16 protein-coding genes and 1 tRNA gene are annotated in these 16,771 nt (G+C 69.5%); 7 read left to right on the top strand and 10 right to left on the bottom strand.

Annotated features, from left to right (window positions below):
* Window positions 1-10: 10 nt before the first annotated feature.
* Complete coding sequence (locus ABTV10_RS02425; RefSeq protein WP_499032282.1) at window positions 11-487, bottom strand: GatB/YqeY domain-containing protein; 477 nt, start codon at window positions 485-487, stop codon at window positions 11-13.
* 67 nt (window positions 488-554) lie between these two features.
* Between ABTV10_RS02425 and ABTV10_RS02420 the strand changes: the two genes are divergently transcribed.
* From ABTV10_RS02420 to ABTV10_RS02410, 3 genes are all read left to right on the top strand, one after another.
* Window positions 555-1,532: a metallophosphoesterase gene (locus ABTV10_RS02420; protein WP_499032281.1), complete on the top strand. Its 978-nt coding sequence runs from the start codon at window positions 555-557 to the stop codon at window positions 1,530-1,532.
* A gap of 55 nt (window positions 1,533-1,587) precedes the next feature.
* Window positions 1,588-1,664 (top strand) — tRNA-Pro (locus ABTV10_RS02415).
* A 125-nt stretch (window positions 1,665-1,789) separates the two neighbouring features.
* The gene (locus ABTV10_RS02410) at window positions 1,790-2,830 is read left to right on the top strand and encodes an ABC transporter substrate-binding protein (protein ID WP_499032280.1); all 1,041 of its coding nucleotides are present in this window, start codon (window positions 1,790-1,792) and stop codon (window positions 2,828-2,830) included.
* A 308-nt stretch (window positions 2,831-3,138) separates the two neighbouring features.
* On the opposite strand, the gene ABTV10_RS02405 is transcribed toward ABTV10_RS02410, so the two are convergent.
* From ABTV10_RS02405 to ABTV10_RS02395, 3 genes are all read right to left on the bottom strand, one after another.
* Window positions 3,139-3,615 (bottom strand): MepB family protein, encoded by a 477-nt coding sequence (locus ABTV10_RS02405; RefSeq protein ID WP_499032279.1) that lies wholly within the window; start codon window positions 3,613-3,615, stop codon window positions 3,139-3,141.
* Between the two features lie 87 nt (window positions 3,616-3,702).
* Complete coding sequence (locus tag ABTV10_RS02400) at window positions 3,703-5,511, bottom strand: cholesterol oxidase substrate-binding domain-containing protein (RefSeq protein ID WP_499032277.1); 1,809 nt, start codon at window positions 5,509-5,511, stop codon at window positions 3,703-3,705.
* Between the two features lie 130 nt (window positions 5,512-5,641).
* A complete protein-coding gene (locus ABTV10_RS02395; RefSeq protein WP_499032276.1) occupies window positions 5,642-6,448 on the bottom strand; it encodes a metal-dependent hydrolase in 807 nt (268 codons plus the stop codon).
* 161 nt (window positions 6,449-6,609) lie between these two features.
* Here ABTV10_RS02395 and ABTV10_RS02390 point away from each other — a divergent pair, with 161 nt between their 5' ends.
* From ABTV10_RS02390 to ABTV10_RS02380, 3 genes are read left to right on the top strand one after another with little or no spacing between them, the layout of a single operon-like run.
* On the top strand, window positions 6,610-7,974 hold the full coding sequence (locus ABTV10_RS02390; RefSeq protein ID WP_499032274.1) for an MFS transporter: 1,365 nt from the start codon (window positions 6,610-6,612) through the stop codon (window positions 7,972-7,974).
* Window positions 7,974-9,440 (top strand): pyridoxal phosphate-dependent decarboxylase family protein, encoded by a 1,467-nt coding sequence (locus ABTV10_RS02385; RefSeq protein WP_499032273.1) that lies wholly within the window; start codon window positions 7,974-7,976, stop codon window positions 9,438-9,440. Before ABTV10_RS02390 ends, ABTV10_RS02385 begins: the two co-directional genes overlap by 1 nt.
* A gap of 49 nt (window positions 9,441-9,489) precedes the next feature.
* Window positions 9,490-10,494, top strand: coding sequence for a hypothetical protein (locus ABTV10_RS02380; RefSeq protein ID WP_499032272.1), 1,005 nt, complete (start codon window positions 9,490-9,492; stop codon window positions 10,492-10,494).
* Window positions 10,495-10,655: 161 nt separating this feature from the next.
* On the opposite strand, the gene ABTV10_RS02375 is transcribed toward ABTV10_RS02380, so the two are convergent.
* The 4 genes from ABTV10_RS02375 to ABTV10_RS02360 all read right to left on the bottom strand — a co-directional run bounded on the left by ABTV10_RS02375 (window position 10,656) and on the right by ABTV10_RS02360 (window position 13,967).
* Window positions 10,656-12,122: a catalase gene (locus tag ABTV10_RS02375; RefSeq protein ID WP_499032271.1), complete on the bottom strand. Its 1,467-nt coding sequence runs from the start codon at window positions 12,120-12,122 to the stop codon at window positions 10,656-10,658.
* A complete protein-coding gene (locus tag ABTV10_RS02370) occupies window positions 12,119-12,673 on the bottom strand; it encodes a Fur family transcriptional regulator (RefSeq protein ID WP_499032270.1) in 555 nt (184 codons plus the stop codon). Before ABTV10_RS02370 ends, ABTV10_RS02375 begins: the two co-directional genes overlap by 4 nt.
* A gap of 186 nt (window positions 12,674-12,859) precedes the next feature.
* Window positions 12,860-13,288 carry an SRPBCC family protein gene (locus tag ABTV10_RS02365; RefSeq protein ID WP_499032268.1) on the bottom strand — a complete coding sequence of 143 codons (429 nt, stop codon included), beginning with the start codon at window positions 13,286-13,288 and terminating at the stop codon, window positions 12,860-12,862.
* Window positions 13,289-13,337: 49 nt separating this feature from the next.
* Window positions 13,338-13,967: a TetR family transcriptional regulator gene (locus tag ABTV10_RS02360; RefSeq protein WP_499032267.1), complete on the bottom strand. Its 630-nt coding sequence runs from the start codon at window positions 13,965-13,967 to the stop codon at window positions 13,338-13,340.
* Between the two features lie 130 nt (window positions 13,968-14,097).
* On the opposite strand from ABTV10_RS02360, the gene ABTV10_RS02355 reads away from it, so the two are divergent.
* A complete protein-coding gene (locus ABTV10_RS02355; protein ID WP_499032266.1) occupies window positions 14,098-14,874 on the top strand; it encodes an SDR family oxidoreductase in 777 nt (258 codons plus the stop codon).
* Window positions 14,875-14,899: 25 nt separating this feature from the next.
* Here the strand turns inward: ABTV10_RS02355 and ABTV10_RS02350 are convergent, their stop codons facing one another.
* Entirely contained in the window at window positions 14,900-15,829 is a 930-nt protein-coding gene (locus ABTV10_RS02350; protein ID WP_499032264.1) for a formylglycine-generating enzyme family protein, read from the bottom strand.
* Between the two features lie 9 nt (window positions 15,830-15,838).
* Window positions 15,839-16,717, bottom strand: coding sequence for an HAD family hydrolase (locus tag ABTV10_RS02345; protein ID WP_499032263.1), 879 nt, complete (start codon window positions 16,715-16,717; stop codon window positions 15,839-15,841).
* Window positions 16,718-16,771: the final 54 nt, after the last annotated feature.

Here is a 16,771-nt window from a genome sequence, read left to right as displayed (position 1 = left end):
TTCGCCGGATCTAGAGACGGTCCTTGACCGCCTTGGAGATTCGCGATCCGTCGGCCTTGCCCGCCGCAAGGGCGGTGGCCGCCTTCATGACCTGACCCATCTGCCGGGGGCCGGGGCGCTCGCCGAGCTCCTCGGCGACCTGCGCGATGGCGGTGTCCGCAACGTCGGCCAGTTCGGCGTCGGTGAGCGGGGTGGGCAGGTAGGAGTCGATGATCTGCGCCTCGGCGCGCTCGTTGGCGGCCAGTTCACCGCGGCCGGCCTCGGTGTAGATCTCGGCGGCCTCGCCACGCTTCTTCGATTCCTTGGTGAGAATCTTGAGGACCTCGTCGTCGCTGAGTTCGCGGGCCTCCTTGCCGGAGGTCTCCTCCTTCTGCACCGCGGCGAGGATCATGCGCAGTGTCGACAGGCGCAGCTGATCCTTCTCCTTCATCGCGGCGGTGAGATCGGCGCGGAGCGTGGACTTGAGCGTGGGAGCGGTGTCGGCCATGCGCCGAACGGTACGCGCCCGGTGCGGTGTCCTGCACCTTCATTGCCGACACCCGTATTCTGGACGGGTGCCTGATCTGTCGCCCCGTATCCCGAACCGCAGCGCCCTGAACCGGGCCGCGCTCGCCACCGCGGGCGCCGCCGCTCTGGGCATCGGTTACGCCTCCCTGATCGAACGCAACGCGTTCGCACTGCGAGAGGCGACCATGCCGGTGCTGGCACCGGGCTCGGCGACCCTGCGGGTGCTGCACATCAGCGATCTGCACATGATGCCGAACCAGAAGCTCAAGCAGAACTGGCTGCGCGAGCTCGACCGACTCGAACCTGACCTGGTCGTGAACACCGGCGACAATCTGTCGCACCCCAGGTCGGTGCCGGCGGTGGTGCAGTCGATGGGTGGACTGCTGGCGCGTCCGGGCCTGTTCGTGTTCGGCAGCAACGACTACTTCGCCCCCAAACCGAAGAACCCGTTCAAGTACTTCCACAAGGAGCACCGCCGGGTGCTCGGCGCGCCGCTGCCGTGGGCGGACCTGCGGGCCGCGTTCACCGAGCGCGGGTGGCTCGACGTCACCCACGTGCATCGCGAGCTCGAGGTCGCGGGTGTGCGCATCGCGTCGGCCGGCGTCGACGATCCGCACCTCAAGCGCGACCGCTACGACACCATCGCCGGCCCGCCGAACCCGCTCGCCCAGCTCAAGCTGGGCATCACGCACTCCCCCGAGCCGCGGGTCCTCGATCGTTTCGCCGACGACGGCTACGACCTGGTCCTGGCCGGACACACCCACGGCGGCCAGCTGTGCCTGCCGTTCTACGGCGCGCTGGTGACGAACTGCCAACTGGACCGCTCCCGCGTGAAGGGGCCGTCGAACTGGGGTGCGCACATGCGGCTGCACGTGTCCGCGGGCGTCGGCACATCGCCGTACGCCCCGGCCCGGTTCTGCTGCCGCCCCGAGGCGACGCTGCTCACGCTGGTCCCCGCACCCCGCGAGAACACGGTCACCGCGCGCGGCTCGGCGGCCGTCGAAGGCGCCGTTTTGGGCCGCTGACCAGCCGATTTAATCCCTACCGAAACAGTGTTGTAAGCTATCCGAGGTTCAACACCGGGGTGTGGCGCAGCTTGGTAGCGCGCTTCGTTCGGGACGAAGAGGTCGTGGGTTCAAATCCCGCCACCCCGACCAGTGAAGAACAGAAAGACCCCGTCCGACTCATTCGGACGGGGTCTTTCTCGTCGTTGCGGCGCCGCGGCGCGCTCTCAGGATGTCCCGCCGCGAGAAGCACGATTTGCACAGGCTAGCCTGACCTAATGTTCGTTCGATCCTCTCTCCGCAAGCGGACCTCGGTTCGCGTCGCGCTGGTCGCCCTCGCAACCGTGTTCGCGGGCACCGCGTGCGGCTCCTCCGACAACGCCGCCGACGCCCCGGCCGGCAACACCGACGTCGCGACAGGCGGTCGTCTGTTCGCCACGGCCGACACCGCGACCGCGTCCCTCGGCAGCGACGCGCAGCCCGGCCAGTTCCCCCGCACCGTCAAGCACGCGCTCGGCGAGACCGTCATCGAGAAGAAGCCGGAGCGCGTGGTCGTGCTCGACGGCGGCGAACTGGACGACGTCCTGTCGCTCGGCATCACCCCGGTGGGCATCGCGAGTCCGGAGGGTGTGTCGGGCCAGCCGTCGTACCTGGCGGACAAGCTGCCCGGCGTCCCGGACGTGGGCACCACCAACAACCTGAACCTCGAGGCGATCATCGCGCTGCAGCCCGACCTGATCCTGGGCAGCAAGCTGCGCGCCGACAAGCTGTACCCGCAGCTGGCGGAGATCGCGCCGACGGTGTTCGGTATCCGCCCGGGCTTCCCCTGGAAGGAGAACTTCCTGCTCGTCGCCGACACGGTCGGTGAGGAGACCAAGGCCGAGTCGGTGCTCAACGACTACCAGACCCGCGCGAACGAGGTCCGCGACAGCATCCAGGGTGATCCGTCGATCTCGTTGGTGCGTTTCATGACCGGCAAGACCCGCCTGTACGGCAACCTGTCGTTCATCGGTGTGATCCTGCAGGACGTGGGCCTGCGCCGCCCGGACGTCCAGAACATCGAGGAACTCGCGGTGGAGGTGAGCCCCGAGACCATCACGCAGGCCGACGGCGACTGGATCTTCTACTCCACGTACGGCAAGCCCGACACCACTGCCGCGGCCGAGGTGCGCGGCGGCCCGCTGTGGGCCGGCCTGAACGCCGTGAAGAACGGCCAGGCGGTCGAGGTGTCCGACGAGACCTGGTTCCTGGCCCTGGGCCCGACGGGCGCGATGATCGTGCTCGACGACCTGCAGAACCTGTTGGGCGCCAAGCAGTAAGCACACCCGGCACGAGGGGGCCCGGCACCGAATTTCGGTGCCGGGCCCCCTCGTTAACGTGATCTCGTGAACGGATCGCTGCGACTCCACAAGGCGCTGCTCCAGCTCGACCACGGTCGGGGGGACTGGCGCGGGAGCTCCTGGAATACCTTCGGCACAGTAGTGGTTGAATGGTTCGGATCGGCGGTTCCGTGTCCCCCGGGCTCAATATTCACCGCCTCCGCAGAGTTCCGTTCGGCTGGAGCTGCGTTGCGCCTTTCGCCGTGAGGCGACCGAGCCGCCGGTCCACCTTCTTTCCGCTCCGCCGCTCAGACCGCGGCGAAGAGACGACGGGCCCGCTGCTGGTCGACGGCCGCTCCGTCACTCAGGTCGAGGAACCAGTCGCACTGCCAACCCTGGGACCGCTGCGCCTGCGGGCTACTGGTCGCCGACCACGGCGGATACACCCGGAACCCCCGCTTCCCGCCGGCACCACGTACCGACACGACGCCGCGGGTGGCCAGCACCTCGTTCGGGAACACGAACGCACCGAAGCGGTCGCTCTCCCGGGCGACGACCACCAGCGCGTCCACGTCGTCCTCGGCCGGGAACGGTTCCGTCGACCCACCGGCCCCGCGACGCCACACCGAGACGAACAGTCCCACCTTCGTCGGCGTCAGCTTGCCGACCCGGAACCGGATGGTCGACCTGCCGACGTCGGAAACCGCGGCACCGTACTCGGTGTTGTCCGGCTCGGGCACGGCCGCCGAGGATTCGATGCCGAGACCAGCGAAGAGCCCTGTCACGAGGGCCACATCCGGGTGAACCGCACCAGAAATCACAACAACTCCAAGCGAATTCGGCCCCCGCATCAAGCTACCCGACGTCGCCCACTACGGCAGCAGCCGGTCGTGGAAGCTGTTGGCGAAGATGCGGTGCGGATCGTGCGCGTTGAGCGAGGCCCGGGCCGCCGCGAAGTTGCCCGACGCCGGGATCCCCTGGGTGTAGGCCGCCGGGAGGGTCTGCGTGAGCCACTCGTCGTCGCGGTAGCCGCCCTGGGAAGTGAAGCCCCACCCCTTGGCCCACTCGGACCGGAAGGTCGCGTAGTCGCCCGAGTAGTTCTGGGCCATCCAGCGTTCCATCTCGCGGAAGTAGTCCGCGGCACCGGCGGTGCCGGGCAGTGTCACTACGTTCATCCAGATGGCCGTGTCCCACTCGGGATGGTCCGGCCGCGGCCGCACCGCGGACAGGTTCGGCGGACCCGCCGATTCGACGAGCACCTCGGAGTCGTCGTCGACCTTGCACATGCGCACTTCGAACGGACCGTTGACCGGGTACTTGCCCTCCGCGGCCAGTGCGCTCATCCGGTTGTTGTGCCACGTCGTGAACTCGTTGATCACGCGCTGGATGTTGGCGCGCTTCGTGACGACCACCCCGCCGCCGGCGGTGACGCGCATCGTGGTGTGCCGCAGGTAGAAGAGCACGTCCTTGGACCAGCCCCACAGGTCGTCGGTGTCGGTGGCCGCCAGACCGACCTGCACCGCGGCCAACTGGCCCGCCCCGAACGCCGGCGTGGCCGATTGGATGCCGCCCGCGACCTGACCGAGCAGATCGGTCAGCGGCTCCGGCAGCCGGTCGGTGAAGAAATAGTTGTAGGGGCCGAACACTTCCCGCGACTCCGACGGCTTCACCGGCGTCGGCGTCCAGACCTTGAGCCACGGCTTGTCGGTGAACGGGAACCAGATCGCCTCGACACGACCCGACGTCTCGACGTAGCTCTCGTACGTCCGTCCCCCCGAACCCGGGGTCGCGAACATCTCCTGCCAGGGAATGTCCATGATGCTCTGGCAGCGCAGCCGCACGTTCGCGCCCGCCTGCAGCGTCACGGAGGTGACGAAACTGCGACCGAGATGCGCCAGCAGCGCGGTGATCTCGGGCTCGGCCCGAGTGAACTCGCGCAGCACGTACCGGCCGGCCGCGGCGTCCCACACCACCGCGGTCATCGCGGTGACGAGGTTCGACAGCGACCCGAACGACTGGCCGGGAGTCGCCTGCTCCCCCGCCGCCGGATAGGTCGCGCCGTGCGCACCGATCGCGAGGACACCGGCGATCGAGAGGTCGCCGATGGCCGGCGAGTTCGCCCAACCGAGGCCGTGCTCCTGCAGCGCGGTGAGGATGGCCTCCAGGCTGGCGCCGCCACCGGCCGTCACCGTCGCCGGGCTGCCGCTCGGGTCGACGGCGACCGTGTTCAGGTGGGTCATGGTGTCGACGAGGATCGTCTTCTCGACGCTCTCGCCGGGCACCACCGTGAGCGGGCTCCACCCGTGCATCGTGCCCTTGGCGCGGACACGGTAATCGTTGTCCTTGGCCCAGTTCACGATCCGGAGGACGTCGTCGGGGGTGCGGGCGGTCGCGGTCCACACGGCGTCGAATTCGATGTCCTTGGCCCAGTTGACGTAACCCTGCTGCGCGAGCGGGATGTCCTCCGGGAACGCGGGCGGGACCGGGAGGTTGGACACCGGCCCGCCGGATCCGGTGGAACCGCTGGAACCGGCGGCCGGGAGCGAGAACGCCGGTGTCCAGCCCACGCCGGTCAGCGCAGCGGCACCCGCCGCGGCACCGGCGGCGCGACCGAGGAATCCCCTGCGGGACAGTCCGTTACGCGCTCGAGCCGTCGACAACGCGTTCTCGTCGGCATCCACCTGTTCGACTCCGATCCTCTCGTCGGGAAACGGCGCGCCAGGCCTCGCCGCGTGATCCTCGAGTCAAACTAGAACAAAGCGGGTTCCGATGCCAGTGGTTCCGTAATTCTCGTCGGGAGGACTTTCCGAACTACCGCTCAACCGGGTTCGAGTTGCGCAGCGCGTCGGTGATCGCCTCGGGCGCACCGTCCACCGCCCACACCGCGAGGCCGACGGCCGCGATGGTCAGCAGCGGTCCCAGGACGGCCCGCTCGAATCCGCCGCCGGCGCGGATCGCGAGGAACGAGGGCAACCGGAGCTCCCACCATCGGCGTCCACCGAACGGGACGAACGGCGCCAGAAACGGCACCCCCTCCTTGGTGATCATGTCGCCGAGGCAGTGCGTCGCACACCCCAGCGCGACCGCGACCCCGAGTCCCGTCGAGCCCACCTGGTCGGGGAACCACTGCCACGTGAGGATCGACAGGAACGCCGAGACCCCCGTGACGACCAGCCATCCCTTGTCCCGGGCCCAGTCCCCGGCCAGCCCGCGCAGCGCCAGGCCGAGCGTGAAGAACAGCGTGACGATGATGGCGGCGTGGCCGAACTGGCCGACCAGCGCCGAGATCCCGGCCCCGAGCCCGACCGCGAACAGCGCCGTGTGGGTGAGGGTGCGGTGCCCACCGCGCCGGTTGGGGTCCCGTCGACCTTTGGTCACCCGGTACACACCGAGCGACACCGAGTCGACACCCGCGGCCAGGGTCCTGGAGATCGGACCGAACGAGCGCGCGACGGTGGACTGGGTGGTGTCGAGGTCCGGCAGCAGCGCGGCGCCCGCACAGACACCCGCGAACGCGAACGTCTCCGCGGTGGAGGTGGGCCCGCCCCAGTCCGTCGGGAGCAAGTCTGCGACGGCGAGGCCGACGACAGCACCGGACATTGCATGGGTAGCACCCATCACCATAGGGGGACAGCACCTTTCGAGCACCAACGACAGGACACCAACGACGGCGGGGTCCGGCGAGGCAGCGCCGGACCCCTGGCCGCTGACGCTAGCAACGACCACCGACACGCCCGTTCGGCGGCCACGACGGGGTGTTGCTGGCCTAGATTGTCGAGATGACGAGCATCTCCGCGCCCGCGGCGACGCGGCTGAGCCCCGCGACGATCCGCGGCTACGCCCTGGGATCGGTCGGCACCGGCGGCTTCTCGACGCTGCCTGGACTGGTACTGGCGTACTACCTCACCGACACACTCGGGGTGGCGGCCGCCGTTGCCACCTTCGTGGTGTTCGCCCCCAAGGCACTCGACGTGGTGCTCAATCCCGCGATCGGTTCGCTCAGCGACTCGTGGGCGCGCCGGACGGGCAGCCGACGGCTGTTCCTCACGATCGGTGCCGCGCTGCTGCCGGTGTTCTTCGCCCTCACCTTCGCGGTGCCGGACGGCGTGGACGCCGCCGCGGCGGCGGTGTGGGTGGCGCTCGCGTTCATCGCGTCGGCGGTGGCGTTCAGCCTCTTCCAGGTCCCCTACATCGCGATGCCGGCCGAACTCACCGACGACTACCACGAGCGGGCGCGGCTGATGGCGTGGCGCGTCGCCGTTCTCGGCGTCGCGATCCTGCTGTTCGGTGCCGGCGGTCCGGAACTGCGCGAACTCGGCGGCGGCGGGCGCTGGGGCTACCTCGTGATGGGCATCGTGGCCGGTGCGGTGCTGGGGCTGGGCATGTTCGCGGCATCACGGGTGGCGCCGCGTCGTCCCCCGGCGGAAGCCGCTCTGGGCGAGGGCGCATCGTTCGCGGCGTCGCTGCGGGTCGTCCGGTCCAGTCGCCCGTTCCGTGCGCTGCTGACGGCGTCCGCGCTGCAGGCGTTCGCGACCGGCACGATGCTCGCCGCCGCGCAGTACGCGGCCACGTACGTCCTCGGCAACGAGCGGTCGGTGTCGTTCCTCTTCGCCGCGCTCGTGGGGCCCGCGGTCGCGGTGATGCCGCTGTGGTCGTGGCTGGTCCGCGCATGGGGCAAGCGCCGCGCGTACCTGCTGGCGTCGAGCCTGTTCCTCGCCGCGGGCGTCGCGCTGCTGGGGCTGCTGGTGGGCACCGGGTGGTGGGTGTACGCGGTCGTCGCGGTCGCCGGCGTCGGCTACGCGGGCATGCAGATGCTGGGCATGTCGATGCTGCCCGACGTCATCTCCGACCACGAGCGCCGCGAGGGCGGCACGGTGCGGGCCGGCGCGTTCAGCGGTGTGTGGACGGCGATCGAGACCATCGGTCTGGCGCTCGGCCCGGCGCTGGTACTCGCGATCCTCGCGGTCACCGGGTTCGTCTCGTCCACCGACGACCAGCACGCCGTCCAGTCCCAGACCGCGATCGACGGCATCGTCCTCACCATCTCCGCCGCCCCCGCCATCCTCACCGCGCTCAGCATCGTCGCACTCTCGCGATACCGGCTCGCCGCCGAGGACGCCCACGCACAGAACGGAAACCACTGATGCAGTTCCGCCACGACCCCGCCGACATCCTCGCGCGACTGGACGCGCTGCGCGCCGCCGACGCCCCGACATCCGGCGGACGCCTGCTGTCGTACGTGTACGACCCGGGCGTCGCCGAACTGTCCGACCTCGCGGGCGCGGCCGCGCTGCGGGCGCAGTCGCTGAACGGGCTGGACCCCACCGCGTTTCCCTCGATCGGGGCGATGGAACGCGACCTGGTCGCGCTCGGGCGCGACGTCCTCGCGGGCGGCGACCCCGACGTCGTCGGCAGCGTCACCAGCGGCGGCACCGAGAGCTGCATGCTCGCGGTGAAGTCCGCCCGGGACACGTGGCGGTCCCGCACCGGCGCCGAGCACCGGCCGACGCTCCTGATCGGCGCCACCGCACACGCCGCGTTCCACAAGGCCGCCCAGCACCTGGACCTGCGGCTCGAGGTGCTGCCGGTCGACCCGGTGACCGCGCGGCTGCGACCGCGGGACGTCGCCGACGCGCTGTCCCCCGACGTCGCGCTGGTGGTCGCGAGCGCGCCGTCGTACCCGCACGGGGCGCTCGACCCGATCGCCGACGTCGCGGAAGTGTGTGCGGCACAGGACGTCGCGCTGCACGTCGACGGGTGCATCGGCGGCTGGGTGCTGCCGTGGTGGCCCGGCGCGGAGGAGCGCAGATGGGATCTGACCGTACCCGGGGTGACCAGCCTGTCGGTGGATCTGCACAAGTACGGGTACGCCCCCAAGGGCGTCTCGCTGCTGCTCTTCCGCGACCGCGACCGGCACCGCGCGCACTGGTTCGCGACCACCCGCTGGCCCGGCTACGCGGTGGTGAACCCGACGCTGCTCGGGTCGCGGAGTGCGATGCCGATCGCGGCTGGGTGGGCGGTGACGCAGGCGCTGGGCCCGCAGGGGTTCGGGGAGTTGGTCGAGCCGATGGCGCGTGCGACGGCACGGATCCGGGAGGCGGTCGACGGCATCGAGGGCCTGCGCGTGGTCGGCGACCCGGTGGGCCCGCTGCTGGCGATCGCGTCGGACGAGACGGTGCCGGCCGAGCGCCGGGTCGACCCGCACCGCTGGTCGGACGCCGCCGACGACGACGGGTGGGCGTTGCAGCCGCAGCCGCGACACGTGCAGCCCGACGGCACCGTGCTGCCGCGCACCACGCACCTGACGATCACGCCGGTCACGGAGACCGTCGTCGACGACCTGGTCGCCGCGCTCACGAAGGCCGCCGACCGCACCCGAGGGATTCCCGGGGCGAGCGCGCCGGCCGAGTTCGTCGCGGCCGCCGCCCACATCGATCCCGCCGACCTGACGAGCGAGATCAGCGCGGGTGTCCTGGCGCTCGCCGGACTCGACCCGAAAGCCGGACTCGACGGCCCCAAGGCCGACATCCTCGCGCTCGTGGAGGAACTTCCGGAACCGGTCGCCGAGCGCCTGCTCATCGAGTTCCTCGCCCGGTTCCTCGAGCCCTGAAGCTGCGGAACCGCCACCACGGACGCCGCGACGTGGGCACACTCGATCCATGGCAGCGACGTCGACGCAGTCAACGAATGCCTCGAAACCGGACAATGGTTCGATCGCACGCGGCACCGTCGTACCAGTGCTGGTCGGGCTGCTGATCGGGGCGATCTTCGCCGCGGTGTTCCTCGCGGCGTTCCACGATCCGAAGCCGCACGACCTGCCGGTGGCGGTGGTGGGTCCGCCCCCGGTCGTGGCCGCGGTGGAGGCGCAGTCGTCGGCGAACGGTGACGCCTTCGACGTGCGCCCCTACGACTCCGCCGAGGTGGCGCGCGACGCGGTGAAGAAGCACGAGGTGTTCGGGGCCTTCCTGTCCGGCACCCCGACCGCGGAGCTGGTCGTCGCCGGCGCGAACGGGCCGCCGGTCACAGAGGTACTCACGCGTGCGTTCGGCGCCGCTGCCGCGGCGTCCGGGGCGACACTGACGGTGACCGACGTCGCGCCGTTGGCGGCGGGTGACTCCCGCGGTCTGTCCGTGTTCTACGCCGCGTTCGGGGTGGTGCTCGCCGGATTCCTGTTCGGTCTGACCAGCATGCAGGCCGGCCCGCGCCTGCCCGCGCTCTGGCGTGCCGTGAGCGCGGTGGTGTTCGCCTTCCTGGTGAGCATCGTGGTGGCCTGGCTGGTCGGGCCGGTCTTCGACGCCCTGCCGGCATCGTTCCTCATGACCGGCACGCTCGTCGGCCTGCTCGCGCTGGCCGTCGGTGTCTCGACGGCGGCCCTGCTCAAACTCTTCGGACCCGTCGGGATCTTCCTCGCCGCCGTGGTCCTGCTGGTGTTCGGCAACGCGACCAGCACCGGCATCCTGCCTGCGCAGTTCCTCCCGGGATGGCTGGAACCTCTCACCGGCATCCTGCCGGTCGGCGTCACCGTTCGCGCGCTGCGCGGCGCCGCGTACTTCGACAACTACGGCGTCGCGGCCGGCATCGCCGTCCTCGAGGCCTGGATCTTCGGCGCCGTGATCGTCTACGGGATCGCCTCCGTTGTCCAACGCCGACGGCGGGGAGCATGATAGAGGCGAAACCCGACACGGGAGGCGGTTATGGACACTCTGCTTCTGTGGCTGGCGGCGACCCTCATCTACTGGTGGGGCCTGCTCCCTTGACGCGTTGAGTGAAAGACGAAGGACCCGCTCCGAGAACGCTCCGGAACGGGTCCTTCCTCGTCACCCGCCTACTTCAGGCCGGCGCGCACACCTTCCTCGATCTTCTTGCCGAGTTCGGCGTCCACGTTCTTCCAGTACTCGAAGACGCGGCCGAGCACCGGCTCGCGCACGCCACCGAGGACGTGGCCGACGATGTTGCTCACCAGACGCTCGCGGGCGGCGTCGTCGAGCACCTCGCGGACCAGGGTTCCGGCCTGCGTGAAGTCGCCGTCCTCCGGGTGCTGGATGTACCCGGCCCGCACCGCCTGACCGTCGAAGGCCCACAGACCCTCGTCACCGGCGGCCGACGGGTCGGCGTGCGGACCGCCGTACGAGTTGGGCGCGTACACCGGGGTGTCGGCGGTGTTGAACGTGTACCGCATCGCGCCCTCCTTGGAGTAGGAGTTCACGGGCGCCTTGGGCGCATTCACCGGCAGGTCGGCGTAGTTGGTGCCGATGCGGTAGCGGTGGGCGTCCGCGTACGAGAAGACGCGGCCGAGCAGCATCTTGTCGGGGCTGAAGCCGATGCCGGGCACCACGTTCGACGGCTCGAACGACGCCTGCTCGATCTGCGCGAAGAAGTTCTCCGGGTTGCGATCGAGCGTCCACTTGCCGACCTCGATCAGCGGGTAGTCCTTCTGCGACCACACCTTGGTCAGGTCGAACGGGTTGAAGCGGTAGGCCTCCGCGTCGGCGACCGGCATGATCTGGACCTTCATGGTCCAGCTCGGGAACTCACCACGCTCGATCGCGTTGTACAGGTCGGCGCGATGGTAGTCCGGGTCGGAGCCGGCGAGGGTGTCGGCCTCGGCCTGGGTGAGGAACTCGATGCCCTGGTCGGTCTTGAAGTGGTACTTGACCCAGAAGCGTTCACCGGCCGCGTTCACCCACTGGTAGGTGTGCGAACCGAAACCGTCCATGTGCCGCCACGACTTCGGGATGCCGCGGTCGCCCATCAGCCACGTCACCTGGTGCGCGGTCTCCGGGCGCAGGGTCCAGAAGTCCCACTGCATGTTGTGGTCGCGCAGACCCGACCCCGGCAGGCGCTTCTGCGAGCGGATGAAGTCGGGGAACTTGATCGGATCCTTGATGAAGAAGATCGGCGTGTTGTTGCCGACGAGGTCGTAGTTGCCTTCCTCGGTGTAGAACTTCATCGCGAAACCGCGTGGGTCGCGCCACGTGTCGGGGCTGCCCTGCTCGCCGGCGACGGTGGAGAAGCGCACCAGCGACTCGGTCGTCTTGCCGGGCTGCAGGAACTTCGCCTTGGTGTACTTGCTGACGTCGCCGGTGATGACCAGCTGGCCGAATGCGCCGCCGCCCTTGGCGTGCACGATGCGCTCCGGGACCCGCTCGCGGTTGAACTGCGCGAGCTTCTCGATCAGGTAGTGGTCGTGGAGGAGGATGGGGCCCTGCGTCCCCGCGGTCAGCGATTCGTCGTCGCTGCTGACGGGGATTCCGAAGTTGTTCGTCGTCGGACGTGATTGTGCGGACGTCATGGTGCGAAGCCTCCTTGGCGCTGATGGGCTGTGGCTGTCTTCGAAGTGATCGACCCACCCGATCCGGGCACATCGTCTTGATTCTGTGAGCTGGTATCGGCCCGTGCCCCGGTTTTCGCCGAATCGTGTCGGCAATCGGCACACAGACCCCAGAACACGACCTCGGCCTCGTCGATCTCGAAACCGTGGTTGTCCGAGGGCTCCAGGCAGGGAGCGTGGCCGACGACGCAGTCCACGTCGGCGACCGTGCCGCACGAGCGGCACACCAGGTGGTGATGGTTGTCCGCGGTACGGGTCTCGTACCGCGCCGGCGAGCCCGCGGGCTCGATGCGACGCAGCAACCCCACCCGGACGCAGGCCCCGAGCACGTCGTAGATCGCCTGGGTCGAGACCGACCCGAGCTGACGACGCACGTCGGTGGCGATCTCGTCCGCGTCCGAATGCGGGTTGGCGGCAACCGTGTTCAGAACCGCAACACGTGGAGCCGTGACCCGCAGTCCCGCGTCCCGTAGCCGGGCGCGGGGGTCGAAGTCGTGCTCTCCTTGTTGCATGACCCCAGTATGCGCCTTTTCTGGAATAAGTCAAAAGAACGACTAGATCCAGATAAACCGGGCACCGCTGACACGACACCACTCCCAAAGCTGAAAGGTCCCTTCGTGCGCTCACAGCGCGCGAAGGGACCCTCCAGCTCTTCCTCGGCCCCGGCAACACGACGGGGCCGGGCGATCTCACGTGGATCAGGCGTCGAAGTGCGCCTGCACCGCCTGCAGGCCCGCGACGTAGACGCCGTCGCCGAAGACCTGCTCGACGGTGGCGACCGCATCGTCGTTCGACTTGTACTGCGCGCTCCAACGGATCTCGGATCCGTCACCCTGCGCGGTGACCGCGAGAGTGGCGACGTAGTCGGTGATCGGGAGCATCGGGTCGAGCACCTGGTAGCTGTAGGTGCGCGCCTCCGGGTCGCGGGCGACGAGGAGTTCGCGCGCGACGACCTTGCCGTCCACCGAGAAGGTGCGAACCGAGCCGACCTGCGTCGGGTCGCCCTCGAGCTCCGCGGACGGGACGGCGGGATGCCACGCGCCGAGACGGTCGAAGTCGCCGATGTGAGCCCAGACGCTGTCCGCGTCGGCCGTGACGACGATGCTGCGTACCAGTGACCGATCCATGGGGTGTCTCCGTTTCTACTGTCGAACTGCCTTCGAAAGGGTTTGAGAATCAGGCTTTTCGGGGAGAATCATCGACGTCGAGGCGCAGGACCGACAATGCCGCGGCCGCCAACTGCCCGACGTCGGCCGGGCCGGCCGGGTCGTCCGGATCGCACGTCACCCAGTACTCGAGCGCGACAGTGAGAGCGCCCAGGAGGACGTTCGACAACAGCCGCGCCTCGATGCCGACCGGATCCAGCCCCGCCCGCTGCGCGAGGTGGGGGCGAATGTCGTCGGCGAGGTCGTGGGCCGCCACCATCCACCGGGCCCGGATGCCCGGCACGGACGTCAGGATGACGAATAGTTCACGCGTGGGGACGAATTCGCGGTACCGATCCTGGCGCAGACACTCGACGAACGCCTCGTGGACCGCGGTGGCCACGGACTCGTCGCCGGGGCGGCCGGAGAGATAGTCCGCGAAGTCCCGGATGCCGGCGGTGAGCACCGGAGTGAGCGTGTCCTCCTTGGCCTCGCAGTGCCGATAGAACGTGCGCACCGAGATCCCGGCGCCCGCTGCGATGTCCTCGACCGATGTCGCGTCGAAGCCGTCGGCGATGAACAGTTTCGCCGCGGCTGCCGCGATGTCCATCCGCACCGCCTCGCGCCGACGCTCCGCCAATCCACGCTGGTCGCGTTCCACGAATCACCTCCGAATGTGTCTTGACACACACTAGCAGCGTGTCACAAACTGGCCATCTGGCACAGACTGGCGCGCCTACCTATGAGGACCCGATCGACCCCAGCCTTCCCCCGAGACGAAAGGGCAGGACATGCCCCGCACATTCCTCGTCACCGGCAGCGCCTCCGGAATCGGCGCCGCCACCACCACGTATCTGCGCAAGCAGGGCGCCCACGTGATCGGCGCAGACCTGCGCGACGCCGACATCACCGCCGACCTGGCCACCCCCGAGGGCCGCGCGGCCCTCGTCGAGCAGGCCCGCGAACTGACCGACGGTCGACTCGACGGCGTCGTCGCGTGCGCCGGTGTGGCACTGTTCGATCCGCTGACGATCAAGGTCAACTACTTCGGCGCGGTCGCCACCCTCGAGGGCCTGCGCCCGCTCCTCGCGGCCGGGACCGATCCGCGCGCCGTGGTGATCTCGTCCGTCGCGTCGCTGCACCCGTCCGATCCTGCGATTGTCGACGCCGCTCTTGCCGGCGATGAGCTTGCCGCCGTGGACGCCGCGGCCGCCGCCGTGGCCCAGGGAGACGGCGCGCAGGTCTACGCGTCGTCCAAGGTCGCGATCGCGCGCTGGGTGCGCCGTGCCGCGATCACCCCGGAGTGGGCAGGTGCGGGCATCCCTCTCAACGCCATCGCGCCGGGCACGATCGTCACCCCGATGATCCAGGCGATGCTCGACATCCCCGAGGGCCGCGCCGCCATCGACGGCGCGGTCCCGATGCCGCTGCACGGCCACGCACACCCGGAGCAGGTGGCCCCGCTGCTGGCCTGGCTCACCTCACCCGAGAACACGCACGTCACCGGCCAGGTGGTGTTCGTGGACGGCGGCGCCGACGCGGTCCTGCGCGGCGACCGGACCTGGTAGCGCCGCGACACCGATCGGGCACGGGCTACTCGGAGTCGGCGACGCAGCGAAAACCGATGTGGCTCATGCCGGTGTCGATCATCTGCGGCCTCCGGGCAGCCGGGCGGTAGCGGCGGCAGTAGCTGTCGGCGCACAGGAACGAGCCGCCCTTGATGACCTTGCGCGGCACCCGGAACTGCGGTTGCCGAGGATCGAAGCTGTCCGCGGCCTCCGGCCCGCGCGGGTTCCGCGGGACGCAGCACGACGACTGCCCGCCGCCGTGCCGTTCGCCGTACCAGTCGTCGGTCCATTCCCAGACGTTGCCCGCCATGTCGTACAGGCCGTACGGGTTCGGCGGGTACGACGCCACCGCGCTGGTGGCGCCGTACCCGCTGTCCGCGCGCCAGGGGAAGTCGCCGTGCCAGAAGTTCGCGAGGCGCTGATCCCCCGATTCCGCATCGTCACCCCACGTGAACTCGGCCTGATCGAGGCCACCCCGCGCCGCCGCCTCCCACTGCGCCTCGGTCGGCAGGGCGCGTCCGGCCCACTCGGCGTAGGCCCGGGCGTCCTCGTGGGCGACGTGGACCACCGGGTGGTCCTCACGGCCGTCGAGTCCGGACCGCGGGCCTTCCGGATGCCGCCACGACGCTCCGGGCGTCCACCGCCACCACTGGCTGAGGTGTCGAAGATCCACCGGCCCAGTGGTTCCGACGAACACCATCGATCCCGGCACGAGATTCTCGACGGGCGCGCCGGGATACTCCGCGGGATCCAGCGGACGCTCGGCCACGGTGACGTAGCCGGTGTCCGCGACGAAGCGCGCGTACTGGGCGTTGGTCACCTGCAGGGTCTCGATGGCGAACGCGTCGACCGCCACGCGATGCGCCGGCCCCTCCTCCGGATAGTGACGGTCCGAGCCCATCGTGAAGGTCTGGGCAGGGACCTGCCGGAGTTCGGTGACGACGACGGTGTCCACAAGACCCCTTCATGCTCGAGCGGTGTCGGGAGCGAACACCTCGTGCCAGTCATTCTTCATGCTCACCACGGTCCAGTCGTTGCGACGCGCGTGATCGAGCACGTCCTCCGCTCCGGCGACGTAGTCGAATTCCCGCTCTCCGTCGTCGTGGTGGATCAACAACCGCAGTGCCGGCGCTCCGGGCAGCTCCGAGAACGCGAGCATCGGGAGGTCGCCGTTGGAGTTGCCGACCGACAGGATCGGACGTCGACCGATCCGGCTCCAGATCCGCACCGGCTTCTCCGGCCCGTCGTCGAAGAAGTCCATCGCCGCCTTGTAGAGGAGGTCGGTGCGACCCGCGTCGTCCCGGTAGGAGATCCCCAACGCGCTGCCGATGATCCGCTCCGGCGGCACCCCGTACAGTTCCCCGGCGATCGGGCGCATGAAATCCCGGTCGCCGCCCGAGGCGATGTAGATGGTGAACCCGTTGGCCTCCAGGTAACGCAGCAACTCGACCATGGGCTTGTATCCGCAGCCCCGGTACGGGCGAGCCAGCGTCGGATGATCGGCGTCCCCGAAGAATCCGGTGACACGCGCGTCGTATTCCTCGACCGTCACCTCGTCGAATGCCCGAGTGATCGCCCCCATCAACAACTTCAGGTCCGCGTCGTCACCGTGGTAGTGCTTGACCATGGCGGCGCCGAGCCAGTGGGTGTCGTTCTCGTACGCCGCCTTCCACGGCTGCAGTGACCTCAACGACGGATCGTCCTTCGCCATGGCGCCCAGCCGTCGGATCGTGAAGTCCAACTGGATCGGCATCGGCTGCTCGCACCACAGCGTGCCGTCGTTGTCGAACACCGCGACACGCGCCGCGGGTTCGACGTAGTCGGGGCCGGTTTCCGCGGTCACTCGGTCGACGAAATCGACTATGGCGGATCTGGTTTCCCCATCCGCCCACGATTC

It is taken from the genome of Paraburkholderia sp. RHO2, from assembly GCF_050955445.1.
Lineage (GTDB): Bacteria > Actinomycetota > Actinomycetes > Mycobacteriales > Mycobacteriaceae > Prescottella > Prescottella agglutinans_A.
Note: the sequence above shows the minus strand (reverse complement) of the source record. Positions and strands in the feature narration are given on the sequence as shown.